Origin of the sequence: Caldicellulosiruptor obsidiansis OB47, from assembly GCF_000145215.1 — a bacterium.
Taxonomy (GTDB): Bacteria; Bacillota; Thermoanaerobacteria; order Caldicellulosiruptorales; family Caldicellulosiruptoraceae; genus Caldicellulosiruptor; species Caldicellulosiruptor obsidiansis.
On sequence record NC_014392.1, the window covers coordinates 1,494,906 to 1,521,612 of the forward strand.

28 protein-coding genes and 1 riboswitch are annotated in these 26,707 nt (G+C 35.8%); of the genes, 7 read left to right on the forward strand and 21 right to left on the reverse strand.

Annotation, left to right across the window (positions count from 1 at the left end; genetic code table 11):
* Position 1: 1 nt before the first annotated feature.
* The 10 genes from COB47_RS06930 to COB47_RS06975 all read right to left on the reverse strand — a co-directional run bounded on the left by COB47_RS06930 (position 2) and on the right by COB47_RS06975 (position 7,458).
* A complete protein-coding gene (locus COB47_RS06930; RefSeq protein ID WP_013290663.1) occupies positions 2-238 on the reverse strand; it encodes an acyl carrier protein in 237 nt (78 codons plus the stop codon).
* Between the two features lie 56 nt (positions 239-294).
* A complete protein-coding gene (fabG, locus tag COB47_RS06935) occupies positions 295-1,041 on the reverse strand; it encodes a 3-oxoacyl-[acyl-carrier-protein] reductase (protein WP_013290664.1) in 747 nt (248 codons plus the stop codon).
* Positions 1,042-1,082: 41 nt separating this feature from the next.
* The gene (fabD, locus tag COB47_RS06940) at positions 1,083-1,994 is read right to left on the reverse strand and encodes an ACP S-malonyltransferase (protein ID WP_013290665.1); all 912 of its coding nucleotides are present in this window, start codon (positions 1,992-1,994) and stop codon (positions 1,083-1,085) included.
* 18 nt (positions 1,995-2,012) lie between these two features.
* The gene (locus COB47_RS06945; protein ID WP_013290666.1) at positions 2,013-2,999 is read right to left on the reverse strand and encodes a beta-ketoacyl-ACP synthase III; all 987 of its coding nucleotides are present in this window, start codon (positions 2,997-2,999) and stop codon (positions 2,013-2,015) included.
* 3 nt (positions 3,000-3,002) lie between these two features.
* Positions 3,003-4,007 (reverse strand): phosphate acyltransferase PlsX, encoded by a 1,005-nt coding sequence (gene plsX / locus COB47_RS06950; RefSeq protein ID WP_013290667.1) that lies wholly within the window; start codon positions 4,005-4,007, stop codon positions 3,003-3,005.
* A 21-nt stretch (positions 4,008-4,028) separates the two neighbouring features.
* Complete coding sequence (fapR, locus tag COB47_RS06955) at positions 4,029-4,607, reverse strand: transcription factor FapR (RefSeq protein ID WP_167317450.1); 579 nt, start codon at positions 4,605-4,607, stop codon at positions 4,029-4,031.
* 128 nt (positions 4,608-4,735) lie between these two features.
* Positions 4,736-5,644, reverse strand: coding sequence for a UTP--glucose-1-phosphate uridylyltransferase GalU (galU, locus tag COB47_RS06960; protein ID WP_013290669.1), 909 nt, complete (start codon positions 5,642-5,644; stop codon positions 4,736-4,738).
* A gap of 113 nt (positions 5,645-5,757) precedes the next feature.
* Positions 5,758-6,057, reverse strand: coding sequence for a DUF1292 domain-containing protein (locus tag COB47_RS06965; protein WP_013290670.1), 300 nt, complete (start codon positions 6,055-6,057; stop codon positions 5,758-5,760).
* Positions 6,058-6,141: 84 nt separating this feature from the next.
* Complete coding sequence (locus tag COB47_RS06970; protein WP_013290671.1) at positions 6,142-6,459, reverse strand: hypothetical protein; 318 nt, start codon at positions 6,457-6,459, stop codon at positions 6,142-6,144.
* Positions 6,460-6,540: 81 nt separating this feature from the next.
* The gene (locus COB47_RS06975) at positions 6,541-7,458 is read right to left on the reverse strand and encodes an NAD-dependent epimerase/dehydratase family protein (RefSeq protein WP_013290672.1); all 918 of its coding nucleotides are present in this window, start codon (positions 7,456-7,458) and stop codon (positions 6,541-6,543) included.
* Positions 7,459-7,586: 128 nt separating this feature from the next.
* On the opposite strand from COB47_RS06975, the gene COB47_RS06980 reads away from it, so the two are divergent.
* Positions 7,587-8,177: a hypothetical protein gene (locus tag COB47_RS06980; protein ID WP_013290673.1), complete on the forward strand. Its 591-nt coding sequence runs from the start codon at positions 7,587-7,589 to the stop codon at positions 8,175-8,177.
* Here the strand turns inward: COB47_RS06980 and COB47_RS11970 are convergent.
* The 11 genes from COB47_RS11970 to COB47_RS12260 form a co-directional block, all read right to left on the reverse strand.
* Positions 8,121-8,303, reverse strand: coding sequence for a pro-sigmaK processing inhibitor BofA family protein (locus tag COB47_RS11970; protein ID WP_013290674.1), 183 nt, complete (start codon positions 8,301-8,303; stop codon positions 8,121-8,123). The two genes, COB47_RS06980 and COB47_RS11970, sit on opposite strands and share 57 nt — an antisense overlap.
* Positions 8,304-8,376: 73 nt before the next feature.
* The gene (locus tag COB47_RS06985) at positions 8,377-8,625 is read right to left on the reverse strand and encodes a hypothetical protein (RefSeq protein WP_013290675.1); all 249 of its coding nucleotides are present in this window, start codon (positions 8,623-8,625) and stop codon (positions 8,377-8,379) included.
* Between the two features lie 72 nt (positions 8,626-8,697).
* Entirely contained in the window at positions 8,698-9,297 is a 600-nt protein-coding gene (gene recR / locus COB47_RS06990; protein ID WP_013290676.1) for a recombination mediator RecR, read from the reverse strand.
* An 18-nt stretch (positions 9,298-9,315) separates the two neighbouring features.
* Positions 9,316-9,657, reverse strand: a complete 342-nt coding sequence (locus COB47_RS06995; RefSeq protein ID WP_013290677.1) for a YbaB/EbfC family nucleoid-associated protein — start codon at positions 9,655-9,657, stop codon at positions 9,316-9,318.
* 49 nt (positions 9,658-9,706) lie between these two features.
* Complete coding sequence (locus COB47_RS07000) at positions 9,707-12,280, reverse strand: AAA family ATPase (protein WP_013290678.1); 2,574 nt, start codon at positions 12,278-12,280, stop codon at positions 9,707-9,709.
* 27 nt (positions 12,281-12,307) lie between these two features.
* A complete protein-coding gene (locus COB47_RS07005; RefSeq protein WP_013290679.1) occupies positions 12,308-13,570 on the reverse strand; it encodes a metallophosphoesterase family protein in 1,263 nt (420 codons plus the stop codon).
* A 26-nt stretch (positions 13,571-13,596) separates the two neighbouring features.
* On the reverse strand, positions 13,597-15,261 hold the full coding sequence (locus tag COB47_RS07010; RefSeq protein ID WP_013290680.1) for an ATP-binding protein: 1,665 nt from the start codon (positions 15,259-15,261) through the stop codon (positions 13,597-13,599).
* A gap of 7 nt (positions 15,262-15,268) precedes the next feature.
* Entirely contained in the window at positions 15,269-15,862 is a 594-nt protein-coding gene (locus tag COB47_RS07015) for a hypothetical protein (RefSeq protein ID WP_013290681.1), read from the reverse strand.
* A gap of 17 nt (positions 15,863-15,879) precedes the next feature.
* A complete protein-coding gene (locus COB47_RS07020; protein WP_013290682.1) occupies positions 15,880-17,052 on the reverse strand; it encodes a DNA double-strand break repair nuclease NurA in 1,173 nt (390 codons plus the stop codon).
* 70 nt (positions 17,053-17,122) lie between these two features.
* Positions 17,123-17,596 carry a 2-C-methyl-D-erythritol 2,4-cyclodiphosphate synthase gene (gene ispF / locus COB47_RS07025; protein WP_013290683.1) on the reverse strand — a complete coding sequence of 158 codons (474 nt, stop codon included), beginning with the start codon at positions 17,594-17,596 and terminating at the stop codon, positions 17,123-17,125.
* Positions 17,589-17,765, reverse strand: coding sequence for a Nucleotidyltransferase substrate binding protein (locus COB47_RS12260; protein WP_013290684.1), 177 nt, complete (start codon positions 17,763-17,765; stop codon positions 17,589-17,591). The genes ispF and COB47_RS12260 overlap by 8 nt, the downstream gene beginning before the upstream one ends.
* 143 nt (positions 17,766-17,908) lie before the next feature.
* Positions 17,909-18,092, forward strand: a riboswitch (Lysine riboswitch).
* 137 nt (positions 18,093-18,229) lie between these two features.
* Here COB47_RS12260 and COB47_RS07030 point away from each other — a divergent pair.
* The 6 genes from COB47_RS07030 to rgy all read left to right on the forward strand — a co-directional run bounded on the left by COB47_RS07030 (position 18,230) and on the right by rgy (position 26,653).
* Positions 18,230-19,213, forward strand: coding sequence for an aspartate-semialdehyde dehydrogenase (locus tag COB47_RS07030; RefSeq protein ID WP_041742755.1), 984 nt, complete (start codon positions 18,230-18,232; stop codon positions 19,211-19,213).
* Positions 19,214-19,267: 54 nt separating this feature from the next.
* Entirely contained in the window at positions 19,268-20,155 is an 888-nt protein-coding gene (gene dapA, locus COB47_RS07035; protein WP_013290686.1) for a 4-hydroxy-tetrahydrodipicolinate synthase, read from the forward strand.
* Between the two features lie 37 nt (positions 20,156-20,192).
* Complete coding sequence (gene dapB, locus COB47_RS07040) at positions 20,193-20,951, forward strand: 4-hydroxy-tetrahydrodipicolinate reductase (protein WP_013290687.1); 759 nt, start codon at positions 20,193-20,195, stop codon at positions 20,949-20,951.
* 12 nt (positions 20,952-20,963) lie between these two features.
* On the forward strand, positions 20,964-21,431 hold the full coding sequence (locus COB47_RS07045) for an ACT domain-containing protein (protein ID WP_013290688.1): 468 nt from the start codon (positions 20,964-20,966) through the stop codon (positions 21,429-21,431).
* Positions 21,432-21,670: 239 nt separating this feature from the next.
* The gene (locus COB47_RS07050; protein ID WP_013290689.1) at positions 21,671-23,245 is read left to right on the forward strand and encodes an IS200/IS605 family accessory protein TnpB-related protein; all 1,575 of its coding nucleotides are present in this window, start codon (positions 21,671-21,673) and stop codon (positions 23,243-23,245) included.
* 42 nt (positions 23,246-23,287) lie between these two features.
* Entirely contained in the window at positions 23,288-26,653 is a 3,366-nt protein-coding gene (gene rgy / locus COB47_RS07055; RefSeq protein ID WP_013290690.1) for a reverse gyrase, read from the forward strand.
* Positions 26,654-26,707: the final 54 nt, after the last annotated feature.

Here is a 26,707-nt window from a genome sequence, read left to right on the forward strand (position 1 = left end):
TTTATTGATGCTCTTCAATATATTTTACCGCATCTGCAACTGTTCTAATCTTTTCTGCATCCTCATCCGGAATTTCAATGCCAAACTCTTCTTCAAGTTCCATGATAAGCTCAACAATGTCCAGTGAGTCTGCACCAAGGTCGTCCAAAAAGGAAGATTCAGGTGTTATCTTGTCTTCTTCAATGTCAAGTTTGTCTGCTATGATCTTTTTTACCTTTTCAAAAATTTCGCTGTTCACAAAAAACACCTCCAAAAATTTTGTATTTTTAATAATCGCCCTACTTAAGAATATTATTACATAATCATCCCACCGTCAACAACAATAACTTGCCCAGTAATATAGGATGAAAGGCTTGAGGCAAGAAAAAGTGCCACGTTTGCAACCTCATCAGCCTCGCCAAATCGACCAAGTGGGATGGAAGAAAGCATGGTCTCTTTTACCTTATCACTCAAAACCTCTGTCATGTCAGTTTTAATAAAGCCTGGTGCTATTGCATTTACTCTGATATTGCGGGACGCAAGTTCTTTTGCAAGAGACTTTGTAAGACCTATTATTCCTGCTTTGGACGCTGCATAATTTGCCTGACCAATATTGCCTGTAATTCCTACAACAGAGGATATATTAATTATATTGCCAAACCGTTGTTTTACCATCATTTTAGCTGCTGCCTTTGCGCACAAAAACGCTCCTTTCAAATTTATTGCAATAACCTTATCAAAGTCTTCCTCATTCATTCTAAGAATTAGTCCATCTTTTGTAATTCCAGCATTGTTAACAAGTATATCAAGCCTTCCAAACTCCTTTTCTATCTGTGAAAACATCTGATTTACCTCATCAGAATTTGAAACATCGCATTTTATTATCATTGCTTTTGTTCCTATTTTCTCTATCTCTTCTTTTAAATTTTCGGCTTGGGACTGACTCGACGAATAGTTAATAATTACATTTGCTCCGTTTTGAGCAAACTTTAAAGCGATTGCTCTTCCAATTCCCCTTGAAGCGCCTGTGATGAGCGCAACTTTATCTTTCAAAAGTTCCATAATTTAAAATCCTCCTACAACAGAATCTTATGAACGCAAAGTTAAAGATTATTCATGTCTTCAACCTTGTTAATGTTTATAATTTTAACATCCTTTTTTATCTTCTTTACAAGACCACTTAAAGTGGTTCCAGGTCCTATCTCTACAAATGTATCAAACCCATCTTCCAAAAGCCTGTCTACACATCCAAGAAAGTTTACAGTAGTATAAACCTGTTTTTCTAAAAGGTCTATTATATCCTCTTTTTTCATATAATCTGCTGTAACATTCGATACAACAGGGATTTGCGGTTCTTTTATGTCAATTTCTAATAAATGTTTTTTCAGTTTCTCTCCTGCACCTTTTATAAGGCTGCAGTGAAATGGCGCAGAAACGTTAAGTTCCACACATCTTTTTGCTCCCTTTTGCTTTGCAATCTCCATTGCAAAATAAACAGCTTGTTTTTCTCCGGAAATAACTGTCTGTTCAGGTGAATTAATATTGGAAATCTCAACAACTCCCTTCTCTTTTGCTATTCTACAGACTTCTTTTACATCTTCTACTGACAAGCCCAAAACCGCTGCCATTGCTCCTACACCTTCAGGCACCTCATTTTGCATATATTCTCCTCTTTTTGAAACAAGCCACACAGCAGTTTTAAAATCAATACAACCAGATACAACAAGAGCAGAGTACTCACCTAAACTCTGACCAAATACAGCTTTAGGTTCCAGTTTGTCTTTCACAACTTCATATATTGCAATTGAGGTTGTAAGAATCGCAGGCTGAGTAATTCTTGTAAGTTTTAGCTCCTCTTCCGGACCATTAAAGACAATGTTTTTCAAATCGAAATCCAAAGCTTCATTTGCTAAATCAAAAATCCTTCTGGCAGACTCAAAATTTTGATAAAAATCATAACCCATGCCAACAAATTGCGCACCTTGACCAGGGAACATAACTGCCAACTTTCCCACTTTTTATACCTCTCCTTTCTATATCCATTTAACAGCACAAGATGCCCATGTAAGGCCTCCCCCAAATCCAACAAGCACAATCTTGTCACCTTTTTTTATTTTTCCTTCTTCTATTGCCTCATCAAGTGCAATTGGGATTGATGCAGCAGATGTATTACCATATTTGTGCAGGTTAACAAACACCTTTTCCATTGGAATTTTGAGCCTCTTTGCAGCACTCTCAATTATCCTTATATTTGCTTGATGGGGTATAAAAACATCTATATCTGAAGAAGAAAGCCCAACCTTTTCCAAAACTTTTTCAACTGCGTATGGCATTATTTTAACAGCAAACTTATAAACCTCATTGCCGTCCATATAGATTTTTCTAAAATTTGGCATATCTTTGGACTGAGAATAGCTTAAATCACTGAGCCCAAACGCATGACAGTAAAGTAAAAGCCCATTTTCGCCATCACTTCCAAGCTCAAACCCTAAAATACCTTCTTCGTTTGAAGCTGTTAAAATAGCAGCACCTGCCCCATCACCAAAAAGCACACATGTGGACCTGTCAGACCAGTTAGTTATCTTAGAGAGTGCTTCTGCCCCTATCACAAGAGCAGTTTTACAAAAGCCGTTTTGAATAAATTGAGTAGCAATTGCCATACCATATATAAAACCTGAACATGCAGCGGATATGTCAAAAGCAAATGCATTTTTAAGTTTTAACTCTTTTTGAACAAGGCATGCTGTTGAAGGAAAAAACATCTCAGGTGTTACTGTCGCAACAATCACAACATCGATTTCATCCGGTGAAATCCCTGCCTTTTGCATAGCATTTCTTGCTGCTTGGACTGCTAAATCAGTTGTTGAGGTTCTTCCGTCAACTATTCTTCTTTCTTTTATACCTGTCCGCTGGGTTATCCATTCATCAGTTGTTTCAACCATTTTTTCTAAATCATGGTTGGAAAGAATTCTTTCGGGCACAAATCTTCCTGTTGAAAGAATCTTGACATTCTGTTTCATTTTTTAGACCTCGCTTTCGGCTGTGATTTCTTCTTTAAGTAACGCTAATATGTTATTCTTATAAAAAGACTTTGCTTGATGTATTCCGCTGAAAATTGCCTGGCTATCTGATGCACCATGACATTTCACTATTATTCCATCTATTCCTAAAAGAGGAGCTCCTCCTACTTCCTTGTAATCATATTTACCTTTTAACCTTTTAAGGTATGGTTTTAATAAAAGTCCACCAATTTTTGCTCTAAAACTTGATTTTGCAATATCTTTTAGTATATCAAAAAACAAAAGTCCCATCCCCTCTGTAAGCTTCAAAACTATATTACCAACAAATCCATCACACACAACTATATCAGGTGGTGAGAATGGCAAGCTTCTTGCCTCAACATTCCCTACAAAGTTTATGTTTTTTGCACTTTTTAGAAGGTCATACGACTGTTTTGAAAGGTCATTACCTTTATTTTCTTCTGTACCTATATTCAAAAGCCCAACTGTTGGGTTTTGCTTGCCAAGCACCTTGCTTACATACACTGTTGCCATCTGAGCAAACTGCAGGATATTTATTGGTCTGCAGTCTGTGTTAGACCCAACATCAATTAAAAGGTACTGCCCATCTTTGTAGGGAAGCCGAGTTGTCAAGGCAGGCCTGTCTATCCCTTTGATTCTTCCAACAATTAAAAGTCCACCTGCCATTAAAGCACCAGTGCTACCTGCTGATATAAAAGCATCAATCTCGCCTTCTTTCAAGTACTGCAAGCCCACTACGATAGATGAGTCTTTCTTTTGTCTTATTGCCTTTACTGGCTCATCTTCAAATTCTATCTTTTCCTTGCAGTCTACTATTTCTACTTTATTGAACTGTCTTATTTTTTGAGCACACTCTTTTCCAATAATGTCTTTGTTGCCAAAAATCACTACTTCATCGTCTTGGTTCTGATTTAAATAGAGCGCAACACCTTTTATAACTGCATCTGGAGAATTATCCCCACCCATTGCATCAATGCCAATCCTCATATTTTTCTACACTCCCATTTCCTATTGCGCTGAATTAATCTCTTCATTCAAAGCAACGAGAATAAATTTGCCCCTGAAAACTTCTTCGTTATTTCTCTTGATAAATACCCATACTATATATTTGTTGTTTCTTTTCTTTTTCAGCTCTGCTCTTGCAACAAGCCTATCATTTGCAAAAACTGGTGTTTTATACTTTATATTTGCTACCCCAATCAACGCTGCTTTTGCATCAATAACAGACATGGCAACCGACTCAGCAAAAGCATAGATGTATTGGCCTTTGACCATATTACTATTGGCAAAGGTCATCCACAGCTCTGGCTCAAATGTTGCAATAGCAAAATTCTCAAGCTCTATGTCAATAATCTCACCCACAACATCGCGCGGCGAGATTGTCTTGAGTTTAGATATACTCTCTTTGGCCATATCCTTTATTCTTTCTCGGACTTCTTTAATATCTAAAATTGCCCTGTCAAGCCTTATTGTCTGTACAGAACATCCAAACTCACTTGCTAGTTCCTCATCTGTTATAAAAGGATTCTCTTTTATTCTTTGAAGCAGAAGTCTGTGTCTTTCTTTCCTTGATAGTTTTGCCATAATTTTATCACCATGATTTAATATTTGATATTAATATCAGGTATTAAATTCTTATGCCAATATTATATATAAATATGACTTAATTTTCAATAACAAAAAAGCCACTATTTAGAAGTGGCTAAAAACTTATCTTAAATTTTTTCTAACTCATTTAGTTTTTCTTTATAATTCTTAGCATTTAGAAGAGTAACAAGATAGTTATAAAAATCTTTACCAATATCTTCTCTTGAAAGAGCAATCTCTACCGTTGCCTGAAGGAACCCAAGTTTGTTGCCCACATCATATCTTTTTCCTTCAAACTCATAAGCATACATAGCTTCTTTTTTTGAAAGTTCTCTCAAAGCGTCAGTCAACTGTATTTCTCCACCAACACCCTCTTTTGTGTGCTGTAGGATATTTAATATCTCAGGAGTGATGATATATCTTCCAAGGACAGCAATATTCGAAGGTGATTCTTCTTTTTTAGGCTTTTCTACAAGATCTTTTACCTTGTAGATTCTATCTTCTATTTGCTTACCTGCAATAATTCCATACTTGCTGACATCATCCTCTGGCACTTTTTGGACACCCAAGATGGTTGTTCTGTACTCTTCATACACCTCTATTAGCTGTTTTAAACATGGTTTTTCGGAAATGATGATGTCATCGCCAAGTAGAACTGCAAAAGGTTCATTGTCAATAAAAAGTCTTGCACAGTATACTGCATCACCAAGGCCTCTTGGTTCTTTTTGGCGTATATAATGGACATTGTAGTCTGCTATCTTTCTTATCAGCTGAAGATTGTCATAATCTTTTTTGTTTTCAAGAGCAACTTCAAGTTCAAAAGACTTGTCAAAATGGTCTTCAATTGCTCTTTTGCCACGCCCTGTGACAATTAAAATGCTCTCTATCCCCGATTCTAACGCCTCTTCAACTATGTATTGAATTGTTGGCTTGTCCACAATGGGAAGCATCTCTTTTGGCTGTGCTTTCGTTGCCGGTAAAAACCTTGTACCAAGTCCTGCTGCAGGAATGATTGCTTTTTTGATAAGTCTTTTCATTAATTTGTCACCTTCTTTCAAAAATTCTATTTCAATTAACTCCATTATACCACAAATTGAGATAAAAAAATAAAGCACGACCTTAAAAATTAGTCGTGCTTTATTTTTTTCACCTATTCTTCATCTTCGTCATACATATCAAAATCTTCATCGTCAAATCTAGACTGGAAGATTTCAAATACATTTTCAAGCTCTTCCTCGTCCTCTACACCTACATATACTTCTTCACCGTCTCTGTCTTCAATCCTCAGAATTACAACCTCAGCCTCTTCGTCTTCTTTTTCCATCTCTTCTAAAGGAAGAAGGACTATATAGTCATTACCATTGTAATTGACCTTATCAAGCATCTCAAAAGATATCTCTCTTCCTTCTTCATCTACCAATGTTACTATATTGTCCGTAAACATATCCATAATGAATTCACCTCTTTTCTAAATATAGACTATTGTAATACAAAAATTGGCACGTGTCAACCACTAAATTCATCTACTAATATATTATCCCCACCAGATTTCATCATAACCATCTTCTTGGTCTTTTGGCCCTTCGTAAAAGTCCAAATAGCAAATCTTGCCTGTCGATTTCTCAACCATTTTCAATCTAAACATAAAATCTGGATGCTCTATCTTATCAACTGCATCAAAGTTTTTCGCATCTTCCCCGGCAACTTCAAATCCATAGCTGCTAAGGTCGCTAATGACTTCTTTAATCTCATATTCAAAATCAATATCAATCTCAGGGATATTCCCTTCTTTTAAAAGCCTTGCAACCTCACCAATTTCGCCTGTTTGATATCTAAAACCTCTTTTGATCATATTCCAAACAACCCCTTTTCAATGACATTATAAATATATGCTTTTATATTATGATATAATGATACCCTGTATAAAAAGTGGTTAAACAGATTTAGCCATAAAATATTCAACTGTCTTTTTCAACCCCTCCAAAAGAGAAAATTGTGGTGAAAATCCAAAGACATTCTTCAAAAGATTATTGGAAAGACAGCTGTGTGCAATATCCCCTGGTCGTTTTGACTGATAAACTGGAACTCTTTTGTATCCTGTCAAGCCAGAAATAATCTCAAATAGTTCATTTACCGACACATTTTTAGCAGTGCTCAGATTAAATGTTCCTGACACAGAACTTTCCAGTGCAATACAGTTTGCTTCAGCGACATCTTCAACATATATAAAGTCCCTTGTCTGAGTACCATCTCCAAATATAACAACATCTTTGTTATTTTGCATACGTTTACAAAAAATTGATACAACCCCGCCTTCCCCGAACGGGTCCTGCCGTGGTCCATAGACATTTGAATATCTGAAAATAACATATTCAAAATTAAAATTATGCGCAAACATCCTAACATACTCTTCTGAAGTAAGCTTAGACAGCCCGTAAAAAGATTCTGGTCTTAATGGATGATTTTCATCAATTGGAATATACTTTGGTTCTCCATAAACTGCAGCCGAGGATGCAAAAATAAACTTTTTCACTTTATATTTAACACAGTATTCAAGAAGATTAACCGTGCCCAAGACATTTATACTGCAATCAAGCCAAACATCTTCCATAGACTTTGCAACACTCACCTGAGCTGCCTGGTGTATGCAATATTCAATTTTGTTTTTTTCAAATACTTGTTCTAAATTGTCGCGAATGTCAAGTTTATAGAACTTGGCTTTTGGATTGATATTATGAGCATTTCCAGAAAGAAGATTGTCTACAATGCATACATCATATCCTCTTTCAATAAGCTTGTCGACAATATGCGACCCTATAAAACCAGCACCGCCTGTCACAAGAACTGCCAACAGATTTTGCACTCCTTTTTTATAAACTCATATAAAAAAAGTATATATCTAATTTATTTTAATTGCAAACTCTGATATAATTAAAAAATAAAAAACTCTAAAAACATCAGGGGGTTTTAAAAAAACAAATGAATGCAAGAAAGATATTATTCTATGCTCTCCATATTTTAAGAAATCATTTTTTGACAACAGTAATATTTATTGCATTTATGTATCTATATTTTTCTCTTTTTAGAGGTACCACTTCACAGTTTATAAGTGGTATAATCATTTGTATACTTTATATTTATGGCAATTTTTCAAGTGGCAGGTTTCACGCAAAAAAAAGAAATGCACTGTCTTTTTTAGAAGGATCCTTGGCTATAGTTATTGCTTCAATACCTACAATAATTTTAGCAATATTGGCAACCAGTCATGTTTCTTTAAATGAAAAAGGATTTTTAAATTCTCACTGGGCAAATGTAGTATATAGACTTTGGAACTCTCCTTTTATCGGAATATACTCATACGCAGACGAAATTGCAAAAAATAAACATTCAGTAGATACAATAATAACAACTTACTGGATAACTGCTTTGTTTTTACCAATTTCTTCTTTAATAGGTTATTTAATTGGGGTTTTGGAAAAACAGGGATTAATTAAGCTTCCTGAATACAATATTTTACCTAAAAAGAAGAGCCAAAATAAAAAGCAAGGCAAAACCGGGAAATCCTATTAAAGTTCCAATCGCAAGGTTTATTATGTTAAATCCAATATGAACACCATATGGTTCACACAAGAGATTAAAAAGGATAATAAAGCATGTTGTAAGAATGAATCTTATAACTAAATCAAAAAGTTTCATATTTGGATTACCTCAAATTTGGTTTTTCTAAATATAATTTATGTCAAACCAGAAACAAAAAGAACCCTCTTTTCTAGTGAGGGTTCTGCTTGAGAACTTTATACAGGTAGTTTAACCATTTTTCAGCAAGAATTTGCTGATAGATGGCTATCTCTATAAGGTCTTGGTCAGAAGCGAAATTAAAAAGGGTGTTTGCCGACGCGAGCAAGCCTTTTACATATCTAAGTAAAGATTCATAGTCATTTATTCTTTGCACATTCATCTCTCTGTTCACTTCATCTGCAAATTGGTCTAATACTACATTTAAAATATCTACTTTCATTTTAATTTACAGTTACTCCATTTATAAAGCTTCTTTTATATATTATGCACCAATATTTTATTTAATATACTACTAAATTTCTCTTCTTCCTTCTATTGCTTTGAGAATTGTGACCTCATCAGCATATTCAATGTCACCGCCAACAGGAATACCCCTGGCAATTCTTGTAACCTTGATACCCATTGGTTTTATAAGCCGCGCTAAGTAGGAAGCGGTTGCTTCACCGTCAACATCAGGATTTGTAGCAATTATAACCTCTTTTATTGCTGGGTCAGAAAGTCTCTTTAACAGAACATCAATTGTAAGCTGTTCAGGGTATTTACCTTTGAGCGGGGATATTGCACCGTGGAGTACATGATAAAGTCCTTTATATTCCTTTACTCTTTCAAGCGCTGCAACATCCTGTGGCTCTTCCACAACACAGATAATGCTTCTATCTCTCTTTTCGTCTTTACATATAGGACATACTTCATCTTCTGTAAAGTTACAGCACACCCTGCACAGTTTTGTGCTAGTTTTAGCACTCAAGATAGCATCAGCAAGTGCTTTGACATCTTCAGTTTTCATATTTATGATGTAAAACGCAAGTCTCTGGGCGGTCTTCTGACCAATACCTGGAAGCTTTTCAAGCTGCTGAACGAGTTTTGATATAGAAGTTTCTTTATTCTGCATCTTTATCTCAACCTCGTTTTAAAAAAGGCCTGGGATACCAAATCCTGTAACTTTTTGCATCTCTTCTTCTACCATCTTATCAACCTTTCTTATAGCTTCATTTACACATGCAACTATCAAATCCTGTAAAGTTTCTACATCTTCAGGGTCAACAACCTCGGGTAATATTTGAATGCTTTTTATCTCTTTTTTACCATTAATAACAACCTTGACAGCACCACCGCCACTACTTACCTCAATCTCCCTTTGATTTAATTCCTCTTGCAATTTTTCTATTTCCTCTTGCATCTTTTTTGCCTGTTTTTGGAGCTGATTTATATTGAATCCACCACCAAGCCCAGGAAACCTATTTTTTGCCATTAAAGTTTTACCTCCTTGTTCATCATTTATTTCAGGAAATACTTTAATATTATATAACAAAAATTTTGGAGCCTTCCATATCTTTTTTAACAACAATCTTCTGGTCGAACGCATCCAATAAATCCTCAATGTGGGTTATAACAAGTATAGTGTCAAACTGGTCTTTGATTCTATTCAGACACTCAACAATGTGGTCTTTTCCCTCTTCATCCTGAGAACCAAATCCTTCGTCTAAAATCAGCATTCTTATGGAAGCACCTGATCTTTTAAGCAGTACCTTTGAAAGGGCAATTCTGATCGCAAAATTTATTCTGAAAAGTTCGCCACCTGAAAAAAGTTCATAGTTTCTTGTACCATTTGCATCAGAAATTTCTATTTGGAGTGTTTCTATTGTTTTGCCAGATGCTGTTTCTCTTTGAGTTTTAAAATCTATTGAAAATGCTCCATTTGTCAGGATCTTCAAAAGTTTGTTTGCCTCATCTCTTATTTGCGGCAATGTATTTGCAATTATCTCGTTTTTTATTCCATCAGGCCCGGTGATATCAATTATTATATCGTATATTTCAATCTTTTTTTTCATCTCTTCTATTTCACTTTCAAGCCTTGAGAGCTTCTCTTTTGCCTCTTCAATCTGATTTAGTTTCTGCTCAAGGATTCCCAATTCTTTTAAAACAGAATTGAGACTTTCTTGAAGATTTTTTATCTTACTTTCACAGGTCAGAATATCTGACTTTACCTTTTCAAGCATTACAGCATGTGCAAAAGTAGATAAATTTGCTATCTCCTGCTTTAAATCCTCAACCTTTTTCAAAATCTCTTTTTCCTGTTCTTGATACTCAAGTATCTCCTTTTTTAAATTCTCAGCTTTCACCTTGTTCACAGTAAGCTCGCTAAAAAGTCTCTGATATATTTCAAGTTCTTTTTCTCTTTGCAAAAGCTGGGTATAGTAATTCTCATCAAAGTTTAAAATTGAAATTTCTCTTTTTAGGTATGTCATCTCTTCTTTTAACCTTTCTATTTCTTCTTCACAAAGCTTTATGCTTTGGTTTACCTGAACTATTGAATTTTGTAGATTTGAAATATTTTGTGTTTTTTGCCCCATCTTAGCCTTAAGATTTTCTAACATTCCGTGAAGCTTCTTTTCTCTTGTCCTCAGAACTTCTTCATTTTTTATTTTTTCTTCAAGCTCAGAAAACTCTTTTCTCAGAATTTCAAGTTTTTTGGTCAAACTATCTCTTCTTTGTTTAAATTCTTTTCCTTGGGCTGCAATTTCATTTTTTATATGTTCTTTTTCTTCCTGGCCATTAATTTGACGCAAGCATACTGGGCACCTCCCCTGATTTGCCTCTATAAGTCTGTAACTTGAAGCAAGCTCTTTTAATTTGTTCTCCACTACCTCTAAAGATTTCTCATGTTCTACAATTTCCTCTCTTTTTTTCTCTTGTTCCTGTTTATACTGCTTTACTTTTCCCAGCTCATTTTCGATCTTCGAAATTTCTACCTCCACTTTTTTCATCTCTTCCTCATACTTTGAAATCTCAGAAGTTTCTTTATTCAGCTGTAAATTACTCTCTTCAATATTCTTTTCAAATATCTTTTTCTGCTCTATTTTGCTTTTTATATCTCTCTCACACAAAACCATTTTGTTTTTGAGCTCAAGATACTTTTCATAATCCTTTCTCTTGAGTTCAACCTCTTCTTTTATCATCTCGTACTCTTTAACCATTGCAGTTATCTTATCTTCTTCCTTTAATTTTTCTTCAATTTTTAAAAGCTCTTTTCTTGCAGTATCAAATTTATACCTTATCTCCTCAGCTTTTCTTTGAAGTTCTATCATTTCATTCTTTTTCTGATTTAATATATCAAGTTTTTGTTCTATTTCAGACCTCTTCGAAATAAGGGTATTTAGTCTATTTCTCAAACCGTTTAATTCAGCTTCTATCGTGGTTCTCTTCTTTTCCAAATCAGCCACCAAAGATTTTATAGACTCTTTTTCTGATAAAATTTTATTTTCTTCCTCTATTTCTCTGTTTTTTATATCTAGCAAAACCTTTTTTTCTTTTCGTTTTTCTTTCGCAAGTTCGTTTATCCTGTCATATATACTCAGGTTCAATATCTTTGCAAAAACTTCACGCCTGTCTTCAGGGGATGACAACAAAAAATCTTCTGTTCGTTTTTGAGAAAGATATGCTGAGTGCAAAAATACGTTAAAATCTATCCCCAAAATATTCTGAAGCTTTACTTGAGTCTGGGTATAAGTTGCTTCATTTATAGGTATGAGACTGTCTCCTTTTCTAACAAAGAGTGAAAGATACTTTTTGCCTTTTCTGTCAAGTCTTCTCACAACTTTATATATGGTCTTATTCAACTCAAATTCAAATTCAACCTGCATATAATCCCTATGTGAGTTTATATACTCTGTTTCTGCAACTTTTCCTCGTTTTCCTGTTTGAAGTCTTTCAAACTCGCCAAAAAGCGCCCAGGCAATTGCCTCAGCAATAGAAGATTTCCCATTGCCATTTTTGCCTATGATACAAGCAACCTTTATATTGCTAAAATCAATTTCGTTCTGAGTATCCTTATATGATTTGAAATTTTCAATCCTCAAAAAAAGAGGTCTCAAATCTCATCCCCACCTCTTGCTGTGCTTTCATTTTTCTTGAACTTCATACAAAAGCTTTTTAAATTCTGATACAACCTCATCTTTATTCTCTATACCCCTGTATTTCTGGCTTGCTGATAAAAACTTTTCAAATGCATCAACAGGGTCTGACTTTTCATCAACCTCAGCAATTCTAAAATCTTTCTTTGAGTCAACTACCTCAATTTCGATAGGCGCTAAAACAAAACATCTGTCTCTCAAAAACCTTTCAACAAGTCCAACATCAATCTTTTCTTTTATCAAACTTTGAGTTTTTATTATGAGCTTTACAACCGACACCTGAATACTATTTGAAGTATTTTGCTCAAACATTTGTACTTTCTCTTCTATTTTGTCAAGAAGCTTTTTGGTGAGATTTTCTACTTCGTCTTCAAACACATCAATCTCCAACTGGCAAAAAGGTCTTACCTTAACGGGTTGAAACTTAAACCTAAAGCTCTCTTTGTCTATCTCAAACACAACAAACCCCTTGCTGTCGTTTGCTTCAGAAAAATCTATCCTGTCAGGCGAGCCACAATACAACACAGTAGGGTTTGCTGCATGCAAAATTTGAGGTTTGTGAATGTGACCCAGGGCAACAAATTTTAACTTTGGATTTAAAAGGCAAGAAAGAGGCACCTTTATGTCTTTGCCAAGCATAATTGATCTTTCACTGCCAATCTGCGCCTCTACTACAGTAAAATGTCCTGCAAGAATTGTAGGAATATTATCTTCTGAAGAGTCCAAAACCTGGCTTAGTTTTTTCTCAAAAAAATTGGCTGCTATCATATCAATCTCTTCTGTCTTTTGAGGAAATGTCTCATCCACAAACCTTTCAAGATAAAGGTAAGGCACAGCCACAATGCGAAGTTTTTCACCTCTTATTTCAAATTCTCTGGTTTCAAAAGGTCTATCCATCACAACAATGTTTGGCTGGTCGAATATTTCAAAAACCCTCACAGAATGATCTTTTGTCTCAAAAGGATGCATATCATGATTACCTGGCACTATTGCCACCAAAACGCCTCTTTTTGAAATATCCACAACCCTCTTGTAAAACATATTCCTCAGCGTAGAGTTTGGTTCTCTGTCTTTAAAAATATCGCCTGTTATAAGCAAAAGATCAATACTGTTTTCTCGTATAAACTCCAGTATCCTGTCAAATGTTTTGAAAAAATCATGTACACGTGAGCCAAGCCCATCCGGGGTTTCGCGGCTGTAAGTTGTTACACCAAAATGAAGATCAGCTGTATGAACTCCTCTTATTGCCATTTTATTCTCCCTCTTTAGAAAAATTTTTAATAGTCCATCTCATCAAGCCACTTCTTAGATACCTCTATCGTTTTTTCGTACTTTTCGTCCACCTCATGTTTTGGGGCATAAATTGAAACAAAATCATAAAAGCTATTATCATACCCTCTCGTCTTTATTGCAATTGGCATAGGGACTGCATGACCTACAAGTAAAGCCTGCTGTTTTGAATCAAGTGACTCTATAATTGACCTTAGTTGTTTACTATTTTTCATACCAGCAAGTGCACTTGTAATATCAGCTTCATCAGAAAGAGATAAAATAACCCTTGTTCCAATTTGTGATGCAATCTCACTGTCTATCTGAGAAGGTCTCTGGTCTATACACATAAGGCTTACCTTTGCCTTTCTCATTTCTCTTGCTATTGTTCCAAATATTGTCTGTTTTGCAACATCGGGCGATAAAAATCTGTGTGCTTCTTCAATTGCAATCACAAGTGGCCTTGGAGGAGAATACTTTTGTCTGTTTGAAATATACCTTTCATACATCTCCATATATCTTTGGTAAATACGCCTTGATAAGACGTTTGTAACAAAGAGATAGTTAAGTAATTTATCACTTTTGCCAAATGTTATATCAACACTGATACCTTTTTGAAGATAATTCAAAATAATATCAATTGAGTTTGTGCCAGGTCGTCTATCATATCTAAGGTAGGGTAATTCTTTTAACACAGAAAGCTTTCTGATAAGCGCCAAAAGAGAACTTCTATTGACCACAGCTTCGCTGTCTTTAAACCTCTCTGCCAAGTCCTCACCATTTATAAGTATCTCTTCAAGCCAGTGTTTACCTTCTGTTTCTAACCTGTTTTTAAGTGCAATCATAACCTGTTGTGCTGTCTCATTGAGGTTTAGCTCTTCTGCAATTGATAAAATATCCTCGATCTCAACATCTCTAACATCAATCTCAATCGGCAAAACACCTGTCATTGATGAGAAATTTTCAGTTGCCATTATCTGGACTTTGCTTCCAAAAAGACTTTTAAGCCCTTTAACATGCCGGTTTTCCTCATCAACGCTGTCAGGTCCATGGTCTGAGTGAGCATCAAAAATGAGAAGCGATGCCTTATCACAAAGGATAATCCCTGCCATCAATAATCTTGCAATAAATGATTTTCCTGTACCAGTCCTTCCGTAAATGCCACTGCTTCGTTCAATAAATCTTTCCATGTCTATGCATACTGTAGAGTTTTCGTCCATGTCAAGAACACTTCCAACTGGAAAATAACGTTTTGGATTTTTTTCAAAACTCCCAAATACATCTGAAATATCATCATAGGTAGCTCTTCTAACACTTGAAGCATGAGGTGGTATGTTTCTTATAGGCTGATTTTTCTTTTCCTCAAGGTCGTAAGAAAGAACTGGCTGTGCCTTGAACACAGTATAAATAGAAGTCCCCCTTGTAATCCTGTTCAAAAGCAGGCTTGAGTTTCCTCGCGGAAGTTCTGACAAAGCTTGCTTGTTCATGCCCTCTATTACCATGTCGGTAAGCATACAGTAGTACTTTCTCTTTTCTGTTTGGCTAACAAGAATTGCCCCAATCCTTGTACTTTCCACCACAGAATAATCCTCGACCTTTATTGCAAGACCTTCTGAGTACGAACCACCTATGATTTTGCCAATTCTGTTCTCTTCATACATACTACTTGCCATATTTCAATCACCCTTCTTGTACAGTCATTATTAGATTATCTAACCTCTCAATTATAGGCTCAAGAAGATTTAGATCATATTTAAGATAAGCGTTCAAGCTTTTTCCCATCTGTTCTATATAATAATAGTCTTTTCCTCTTGCAAGATATGCAAAAAAAAGCATCCACGGGACAACTTCAATGATATCAATATCTTTAGTCTTTAGCACAGAATTTAGAAAAAGGCTGTTTTGAGTGGCAAGAAGAATTTCTTTTTGTGTTGCCAGCTCAACTAAACTGTGAAGTCTTATACTTTTGTCAGGAAGACAGCCGACAAACTTGCCATTTACTATGTATCCAACAACCACACATTTAAAATATCCCTTCAAAATCTGGTCAATCTGAGGATAATATTTTTTTATTTCCTCAGGTGACTTCCACAAAGCTCTCGGATATCCTCCCTCGGATATGCTGCCAACGTCATATCTTGTGACACATCCTATCACCTTGTAATCATCTAATTCAAACTTTATAAACCTGCCAGGTGTAGGTATATTGTTCCAATCTCTTGCTTCACAGGTAAGTTGAGTAAAAGAAATATCTATTATCTCGCCCACTATCATTTCAAATACTACTCCTTCTATACTATTCTTTTCATTTTATTGTTCTTTTTAGCAGAATAGCGCATAAGATCATCTTCAAACCTATATAGCATACTTTCTACTGCATCCTTGTCGCCTTTAGAGATAACAGAAAATTCATGTGCATGGGTCAAAGATATGGGATAACCAAACCCAAGCTGACACTGATGGTAAATAGCACCAAGGCTCTTTTCAAACCAGTCTTTATCGTTTGCTATATAGAGTGGAAACTCTATTCGTGCTATCTCGTAACCTGTGTTCAAATAAACAAAGCCTATATCGGTCTTTTCAAACTCATCAAAAGCTCTACCTAATGTGTAAAAGATGTTTGAATACTCTCCTTCCCTAAGGCCGGAAAATAAAACGACATCCTTTATTCTGCCTATCTTTTCACACTCTCTTTTTTTCTCCTTAGGACACTCTCTACAGTTTATCCTCGGTTTTTCACACATATATATTTTGTAAATGTTAGAAATAATTGAGTTTTTGGGAACAGAAATAAAACCACACACGGCTATTTTCTTTCGCTCTGCCAGGATGAATATCCTTTCAAGAATAGCATTTGCTTTTCTGCCAAAACGCATGCCTTGCCTGTCTTGCGACCAGTCAACAAGATTGCCATCGTAAAGTACTATTTTGAGCTGATCTGTTTCACCGCTTCTTTCCACATACTCTAAAATTGCCGCAAACTCTTTTTCCTGTCTTTCTTGTGAAATCTCAGAAGAATTTTTAAAAGTAATATCATCTTTGTCAGAATAAAGTTCTTGGTCAAGATAAATATAGGGAAAAGTTCTGTACCAAAATTTACTTTCTCTCTGTCCATAGACAATAGAAACACAGGCAATGTTCAACACATAATAAGGTGTTAGAATATGCCTATCTATTTCTGTATTGCTGCCATCTACTGCAAAAACTTCATAGTCAGTATTCAAAGAGCATCTGTGAGATTTCAAAAATTCATCGTAATTGCTATAGTATGGAAGGCAGAACAAAATCTCATTCTTCTCATCCTTGCCAGGAATTTTCGAGAGAATATTTTGAATTTTCTCTCTATCTACCGAATTTAAAAACGCAAACATATCCTCAACATTTGATTTTAACTCTTCCTCATGCTTTGCTAAAACCTCTTTCTTTTCACTTATCTGTGCAGACAATCTGTAAAGGTCTAACATCTTATCACATCCAAAAAGTTATTCTTAATAATTTAAAATTATATCTCTTTCTTACTATTATATCAAACATTTATTCGCAAATCAAAACAACTGCATATGCTGAAATTCCTTCTTCTCTTCCTTCAAAGCCCAATCCTTCTGTTGTTTTTCCCTTGATGTTTATCTGAGTACTGTCAATCTTAAGGCAATCTGCAATTTTATTTTTCATCTCATTAGTATATGGAGAAATCTTAGGTCTTTGGCTAACTATGGTAGAATCTATATTTACTATTTTCAAGTTTTTCTCTTCTAAAAGCTTTGCAACTTCTTTTAAAAGAAGCAAACTGGAAATGTCTTTATACTTAGGGTTACTGTCCGGGAAAAGCTTTCCAATATCATTTTCCCCCATAGCACCAAGAATAGCATCAATTATGGCGTGGACCAAAACATCCGCATCTGAATGTCCCAGAAGTCCCTTTTCAAAAGGTATTTCAACTCCGCCCAATATAAGTTTTCTTCCCTCGACAAATCTGTGAACATCATATCCAATTCCCACTTTAAACATTTGATTTAAACTCTCCTTTCAAAGAAGTAAATTCAAATCTTTGAATAGCACCATCATACAAAAGAGGATTATCGCTTCTTTCTTCTACTGCTTCCTTCAATCTTAAAAGTGCTTTTTGAAAGTTAGCAAAACTTTCTTTAATTTTTTTCCCAAATTTTTCATCCTCCATTTTCTTTTTGTCCTTTTAACATCTCGATATTTAAATTATATCACACATGAAAAAGAACTCTTAGTCTTGCAAAAAAATTTGACATACAAAGAATCTTAATGTTATTATTAAATAAACACCACAATCGAATAGTTCATAATATATTAATAGATAGAGGCGCGTCTTTTAAGAGTAGGCAGGCGGATGTGAAAGAAGACACAGATGAAACCTGCTGAAAGGAAAAGACGCCGAAGGGAGTTTCTTTCTTCTTGGAAACTTCCCTGGGTGCATGGAGAATATCCATGCAACTGTCACCAATTGTAAAATTGGTGGAGCGCTATCTGTTAATATATTGTATGGCTAATATACAATATATTAACAGAAGCTGGCTCGAAAACCAGCTTTTTTTAGTTTTATAAATACATTAAAGCACAATTTCAATTTTTGAAGAGGAGGTTTACAGTAAAGTGGCAAAGAAAATTAGAATGGCAATAGTTGGCGCAACAGGTATGGTTGGAAGAACATTTTTAAAGGTCTTGGAAGAAAGAAAATTGCCGGTTGAAGAATATTTCCTCTTTGCATCAAGCAGGTCAGCAGGGACAAAAGTTGAGTTTATGGGAAAAGAATACACAGTTGAAGAGTTAAAAGAAGACTCATTTGACAGGGGCATTGACATTGCTTTGTTCTCTGCCGGCGCTTCAACATCTCTTCACTTTGCTCCAATTGCAGCATCGAAAGGGTGTATTGTAATTGACAATTCAAGTGCATGGCGTATGGAAAAAGACGTTCCTCTTGTTGTACCAGAGGTCAACCCGGAAGATATCAAATGGCACAAGGGAATTATTGCAAATCCCAACTGTTCAACCATTCAGGCAGTTGTTGTTTTAAAACCTTTGCACGACAGATACAAAATAAAAAGGATTGTGTACTCAACATACCAGGCAGTTTCAGGTGCAGGATATCAAGGATATTTGGATTTAGAAGAAGGATTAAAAGGTGCTCCGCCAAAGAAGTTCCCATACCCAATTGCAGGAAATGTCATTCCTCATATTGACGTATTTTTAGAAAATGGATATACAAAAGAAGAGATGAAGATGATAAACGAGACAAAAAAGATTTTACATGACGACTCTATAAAGATTACTGCAACAACTGTGAGAGTACCTGTTTTCAACGGTCACAGCGAATCAATAAATGTGGAATTCGAAAAGCAGTTTGATTTAGAAGAGTTAAAAGAAATTCTCAAGAATGCTCCAGGCGTGGTTGTTCAGGACGACCCTGCAAATCTTTTATACCCAATGCCAATTTATGTTTCTGGAAAAGATGAAGTCTTCGTTGGAAGAATTAGAAGAGATGAATCTGTTGAAAATGGGGTCAATTTATGGGTTGTTGCAGACAATATAAGAAAAGGAGCAGCAACAAATGCTGTTCAGATTGCTGAAAAGGTAATAGAATATTTCTTTAGCTAATTGAAAGGTGGCTATAATTAAAAAGTTTGAATAAATTGGGAGGTTTTATAGGCTATGGCACTCTTTAAAGGCTCAGGTGTTGCTTTAATAACACCTTTTAAAGACGAGGAAAGTGTAGACTTTGAAACTCTTGGAAGGCTTGTTGACTTTCACTTAGAGCACAAGACTGACGCAATCATTGTATGTGGTACAACTGGAGAGCCTTCAACAATGCCAGATGACGAACATTTAGAAGTAATTAGATTTGTAATTGACAGGGTAGCTGGTAGAAAACCTGTTATTGCTGGTGTTGGTAGCAATCATACAAAACATGCAGTTTATCTTTCCAAAAAAGCACAGGAGCTTGGCGCAGATGGTCTTTTGCATGTAACACCATATTACAACAAAACAACTCAAAAAGGATTGATCGAGCACTTTCAAAGAATAAATGATGCTGTATCAATTCCTATTATTGTTTACAATGTACCGTCAAGGACAGGGCTAAATGTCTTGCCTGAAACCATGAAAGAACTTGCAAAACTGCCAAACATAAAAGCGATAAAAGAAGCAAGTGGCAACATCACACAGGTTGCTGAAATTGCTATGCTCTGTCCTGAAATTGATATCTATTCTGGAAATGATGACCAGATAGTACCCATTCTCTCTGTGGGTGGAATCGGTGTTATTTCAGTGCTGGCGAATATTCTGCCTGATGAAACACATGACATTGTTGAATATTTCTTAAACGGTGAAATTGAAAAAGCAAGACAGCTTCAGCTAAAGCTTCTTCCTATAATCAAAGCACTCTTTATTGAGGTAAACCCAATTCCTGTAAAAGAAGCTATGAACATGATGGGATTTAATGTTGGAAAACCAAGATTGCCGCTTGCTGCCATGACAGAAAAGAACAGGGAAATTCTTAAAAAAGCACTTGTTGACTATGGCATTTCGATAAAAGAATGAGAATAAAATAATAACAAGGATTGGATGTGAGACACAAATGATTAGCATCTTACTTAATGGCTGCAATGGTAAAATGGGTCAGGTTGTGAGCAGAGTTGTTAAGAACTATGACAATATTAAAATTGTCGCAGGGGTTGACTTAAACACAGTCAAAAACTTTGACTATCCTGTTTACCAAAGTCCAGAGGAAGTGGTTGAAAACTTTGATGTTATAATTGACTTTTCCCTTCCTGAAGCAACAATGAAAATTCTTGAGTTTGCAAAGCAGAAAAACAAACCAGTTGTAATAGCAACAACAGGCTTTACATCTGACCAGAAAGCTAAAATTTTAGAATATTCAAAACAAATTCCTATTTTCTGGTCTGCCAATATGTCTTTGGGAGTAAATCTTGTTGCAGAACTCATTCAAAAGGCTTATAAGGCTCTTGGTCCTTCATTTGATATTGAAATCATTGAAAAACACCACAACCAGAAAATAGATTCACCTTCTGGCACAGCCTTGATGCTTGCTGATGCAATAAATGAAATTGCAAATAATTCCTATGAGTATATCTATGACAGGCATACAAGGAGAAAGAAAAGACAGCAAAACGAGATAGGAATATCATCTATACGCGGTGGAACAATTGTAGGTGAACACAGTGTCATTTTTGCCGGCCCTGATGAGATTATTGAGATAAAGCATACAGCACTCTCAAAAGAAATCTTTGCTAGTGGTGCAATCAAGGCTGCAATGTTTATGATAGGCAAAGGCGCGGGTATATATAATATGAAAGATTTGATTAACTCAATGTGAGGTGTTTTAAATTTGAAGCCTGTGACAAATTTAAATGTCACCCAGAACGTTGCCATGATAACCCTTGACAATGTTCCAAACAAGATTGACCTGATAGCCTCCATCTTTAATGAAGTGGCAAACCATGGGATAAATATTGATATGATAAGCCAAACAGCACCTTATAAAGGAAACATAAACCTATCATTTAGCCTTGACGAAGAAAATGTACCAAAGGCAATCTCAGCACTCAGCAAGTTCAAAAAAGAGATTCCTCACCTGAGAATTGATATCGTGTCGGGCTTAAGCAAGCTTTCTATCTTTGGTGAGGCAATGAAAGACCTTCCCGGCGTTGCTGCATCACTTTTTACCACTTTAGCTGAAGCAGGTGTTGAACTTAAGATGGTAACAACAAGTGAGGTTGACATATCATATTTGATTGACCAGAAAGACGAGGAAAAAGCTGTTCAGATTATAAAAGAAAGGTTTGATTTAAAATAAACTTACTTACATGCTGCCACAAAACAGTATTTGTGTTTTGGGCAGCTTATTTTTTTTGCAGTATTGAATTTTGCTGTTTCACCTAGTATTATTGAAAAATAGAAGTTTTTAAACTTAAACATCAGGAGGTTCTAATAGTTGACAACAACAAGGCAAAAAGGTATAACTTTTTATTAGATAGAGTTAGATGATACTATTAAGTGTATAAAATACCAAAATTAATTCGAGGTGTTAAAAACATGATAACCATCCAGGCTAAGTTGATTTTTGGCAGCAGCGAGGATAAGCAGAAGGTATTGGACCTTATGAGAAGATGGACGTCCTGCATGAGGTACGCATACAAAAGGCTGCTGGAAGGACATAAGAGAAATGAACTCAAAAGACAACTTCAGGGGATTTTCAATCTGAACTCCCGATACGTCGACGATGCGATAATGAAAGCCAAAAGTATTAAAAAATCCTGCGAACAGAAGGGAGAAAATCCCAAAAAGGTCATATTTGGCGGTAGAGAACTTTTTGAAAAACTCCAGAAAAGGCACATAAACGGCAGAGCATACAGGGAACTTCAACGTGAGTGGCAGGAGAAAAGGAAAGGAACCCTCTATTCAAGAGGAGACAGGAGCAAGAAAGGAAATCTCAACACAAGGATTGAGATAGATGGTTCCTTAACAAAACTCAGAATTAACGTGGGAGAAAAGGAGTATGTATATGCGACGATAAAGCCTGGATGGAAAGTAAAGGGTGGAACGTACACAGACAGGAATCAACTGCTGCAGGCGATAAGCACTTTGGGAGAACCCTATTCTGTTGAGCTGAAACTCAAAAACAGTGTAGTATATGCCTACTTCACCGTTGAAGAGATTTTTCCAAAGTCTGAGATAACAAAATCAAACGGCGTTATAGGGATAGATCCGAACGCATATCCAAAGCATATGGCATGGGCAGAAACAGACAGTAGCGGTCAGCTTCTGAGCTACGGTGAAATACCAATGCCAGAGCTTGAAAGTGGAAACTCAAGCAAGAGGGAGTACTACAGGTGGCAGTACGCACACATGATAGTGCAAATGGCAAAAGATAATCAAAAAGCCATAGTAATTGAGAAGTTGAACATAAAGGACAAAGGGAAAAGAGGAGACTTTTCAGGTAGAAAATCAAGACGGATAAGGCACTATTTTGGATACAGGTCACTTTTGGAAAAGGTAAAACTTTTAGCAAAGCGAGAAGGAGTAGAGGTTATAGAGGTAAACCCTGCGTATACTTCTGTGATAGGTATGCTGAAGTACGCACCGCAGTTTATGGTGAGCAAGGACATTGCTAGCTCGTATGTGATAGCAAGAAGAGGGCTTGGATTAAAAGAAAGGATACCGCACAACTATATGCTACTTCTCAGTAGTTTTAATGTAAACAGTCTGGAAGAACTGAAGGGGTACGTGAAGAAGGCAGTCAAGAATCCATACGTTAGGAAAAGACAACTCAGGGAGATAGATTGGGCGATAAAGCTTCTACAAAGCTCTGGGAGTGAGCCAGGGAGGCTATCCGAGCCTCTGGACGGAACAAGCAAGGATAGTCACAGGAAATTATCCTGTAATCTTTGGCGAGTTCTCAGGGTAGCGGTGGTAACACCACTCTCCCCTGACAGAGTCCTGCGTGATATGTCTGTCCTGAAATCACTTTTAGTTTCAGGGCAAGTGGGGAAGACCTATAAAGGGCGCAAGTTCCTGTTTCTTGGGACAGGGGCTATGGTTGTTCCAAATACCGCCTGCTGGGTCTGGAACAACCTGAAAAGGCGGACTACAAATAGCCCAGCCATCTAAACTTGTGCTAATGTGCACAGTTTGGATGACCAGGAGTGCTGATTGGCAACAGGAGCAAAATACTATCATTCCTGCATAAATTGTGGTGGGATAAATACAGATACAAGAAATGAAAATGGATTACCCTGTGAACAGTGCCTCAGCCAGAAACAGATAAACGATATATACAAATCTTTAAAAAAGATGGGTACATTGAAGGATTATCAGTTATACTGGAACTTTCAGCAAAATCTTAATGCGTTCAAAATGTTCTTTGAACACATTTTTCAAAAACCATTGACAGGATACCAAAGAACATGGGCAAGACGGTTTTTGCTTTCAAAAAGTTTCACGCTTGTTGCCCCAACAGGAGTTGGTAAAACTACGTTTGGACTTGTAGCAAGCCTTTTTTTAGCGCTAAATGGCAAAAAGTCAGCTCTTGTATTCCCTACAATCTCACTTGCACAGCAGTCTTTTGAAAGACTTGAAGAGTTTAAAGCAAAATTAGAAAATGCAAACACTGTGAAAATCTTATTATTTAACTCTTTGATGACAAAAAGTAGAAAAGAAGAGTTTGAAAAAAGGTTTTTATCTTGCGACTTTGACATACTCATAATAACCACTCAGTTTGTTTCAAAAAGAAAAGATGTTCTATCTAAAATGTTTTTTGACCTTGTATTTGTGGACGATGTGGACGCTATTTTGAAATCATCAAAGAATATAGATACACTGCTTCAAATGATAGGCTTTTCAGAAGATGAGATTGAAAAAGCAACCGAAAGATTGAGAACCAAAAATAAAGAAAATGGGCAAGATACAGTTTCAAATGGTTCTAAAAATAAGGGAATGCTCATAGTATCCTCAGCAACAGCAAAGCCGCAGGGACTAAAGCCACTTCTTTTCAGAGAACTTTTAGGTTTTGAAATCGGCAGATTTACATTTAATATAAGAAATATCACTAATATAAGAATCAAAAAGAAGTCAAAAGAAAAATTGCTTGAAATAATCAACATCTTAAAAGATGGTATACTTCTCTTTGTCAATACCGAAGAAGAAGGAAAAGAAATTGTTAAATTTCTCGCAGAAAATGGTATTAAGATCGGAACTACATGGAGCAATTTTGATGAGGAATTTGAACTTTTCAAAGAAGAAAAACTAAATGTCATTTGCGGAGTTTCATCTTATTATGGAAAACTCATTAGAGGAATCGATCTTCCTGAGCGTATAAAATACTGCATTTTCTGGGAAACTCCAAGATTTAGATTTTCGGTTGATATGGACAAAGCTCCTCGATTTGTACTTGAAAGAGTTTTTGTTGAGTACCTTGAAGATCATCCCAAGTTAAAAGAGTATTTTAAGAATGTCGAAATCTTGCAAACAGAAAAGTTGAGACAGCTTGTCTTAAAGTATATATCCGCAGAGAGCTACAACAAAATTGTACAGGAAATATTCTCGCACTTGAAGATAACTGATGATGGCAAGCTTGTCATTCCAGATGTTCCAACATATATCCAGGGATCTGGCAGAACCTCGAGAATGTTTGGAATGCGTCTGACAAAAGGGGTATCAATCCTCTTTGAAGAAGATGATACTATATTCGAAAGCCTAAAGTCACGGCTTATGTTTTTACTGGACGAGGAATGGATGGAGGAAAATGAAGTAGATTTTGAAAGTCTTATGGAAGAAGTAAAAGAAAGCAGAAAAATTCAAAACAATGATTTTTATCAAATTGACACAAAGTCAAGACTTATGATAGTTGAATCTCCAACAAAGGCTGACACCATTTCAAAGTTTTTGGAAAAAGCCTCAACAAGAAGATATGGTAAACTCTCTGTATATGAATCGATAACACCGGAAGGAATTTTGCTTATCACCGCATCAAAAGGACATGTGTACGACCTTGAGACAAAAAAGGGTTTACACGGTGTTGAGTACCATGATGGAAAATTCATTCCCTATTACAACTCTATTAAACGCTGCATGAAATGCAATACTCAATTTACCGATGAGCTTGACAGCTGTCCTAAATGTGCATCCAATACAATTGAAGATAAAAAAGAAATTTTAAAAACATTGCGCGAGCTTGCACTTGAGGTTGACGAAGTTTTGATTGCAACAGACCCTGATGTTGAAGGAGAAAAAATATCATGGGACATTTCACAGTATATAAAGCCTGCAAATAGTAACATCAAAAGAATTGAAATGCATGAAATTACACGCTATGGACTTGACAGTGCCTTGAAAAATCCACGACAGTTTAACATAAACCTTGTAAAATCTCAAATTGTGCGAAGAATAGAAGATAGATGGGTAGGATTTGAACTTTCTTCAAAGCTTCAGGAAAATTTCCAAAGTTACAACCTTTCTGCCGGGCGCGTGCAGTCAACCATCCTTGGCTGGATTGTTGAAAGAGAAAAGGAATATGCAAAAAGTGAAAGAACATTTACAATGCTAAAACTTGAAAATGGGTATAATCTTGAAATTGAAGGAGAAGAAGAGTGCAAAAGAGTAAAAGCAGAAGTTGTTGATCAGAAAATAGAAGAAATACCTGCACCTGCCCCATTTTCGACTTCTTCTTTGTTATCCTTAGCTTCACAGAAATTAAATTTGGGTGTGCAGCAAATAATGGAGATTTTGCAGTTTTTGTTTGAGCATGGCTTTATCACTTATCACAGGACAGATTCAACAAGGATTTCTGTGACAGGACAGAACATTGCAAGAATGTTTTTAGAAAAGGTGGGCAAAAAGGAATTCTTCTTACCAAGAAGTTTTGGTGACGAAGGAGCCCATGAAGCAATAAGACCTGTAAAACCCATATCACCTGAGGAATTAAAAGAACTAGCCTATGAAAAATATGCACAGGGTATCTCACAAAACCACATAAGAGTATATCAGCTTATTTTTAACAGATTTATGAGCAGCCAGATGAAAAATCCTAAAGTTTTATTCCAAAAAGTTTGTTTTAAAATAGCTGATAAAGAGATTGTTAAAGACATTCCTGTTAAAATTGAGGAGGAAGGATGGTTGCACTTTCTTTCTATGCAAATTTATCCTTTATTTGAAAATAAAGATTATAGTGTAACTGACAGACGAAGCTACAAGAAACACACCATTCAGCTTTACACTCAGTCAAGCCTTATTGACGAAATGAAACAGAAAAACATAGGGAGACCTTCAACATATGCAAAGATGGTAGAAACACTTTTCAAAAGAGGGTATGTGTTCGAAGATAGTTTCAGAAGAATAAGGGCAACATCCCTTGGCAAAAAGGTATATTCTTATCTTTCACAAAAATATGGTGAATACGTAAATGAACAAACCACACGTGAGCTTGAAAAACTCATGGATATAGTAGAAGAAGGAAAAAGAGATTATCAGGAAATCTTGCAGGAACTTTATAATGATATATCCGAGCTTTTAAATAAGTAAAGAGAATTATGTTTTTCTTTTTTAATGTTGGGTAAAAATATATTAAAAATTTTA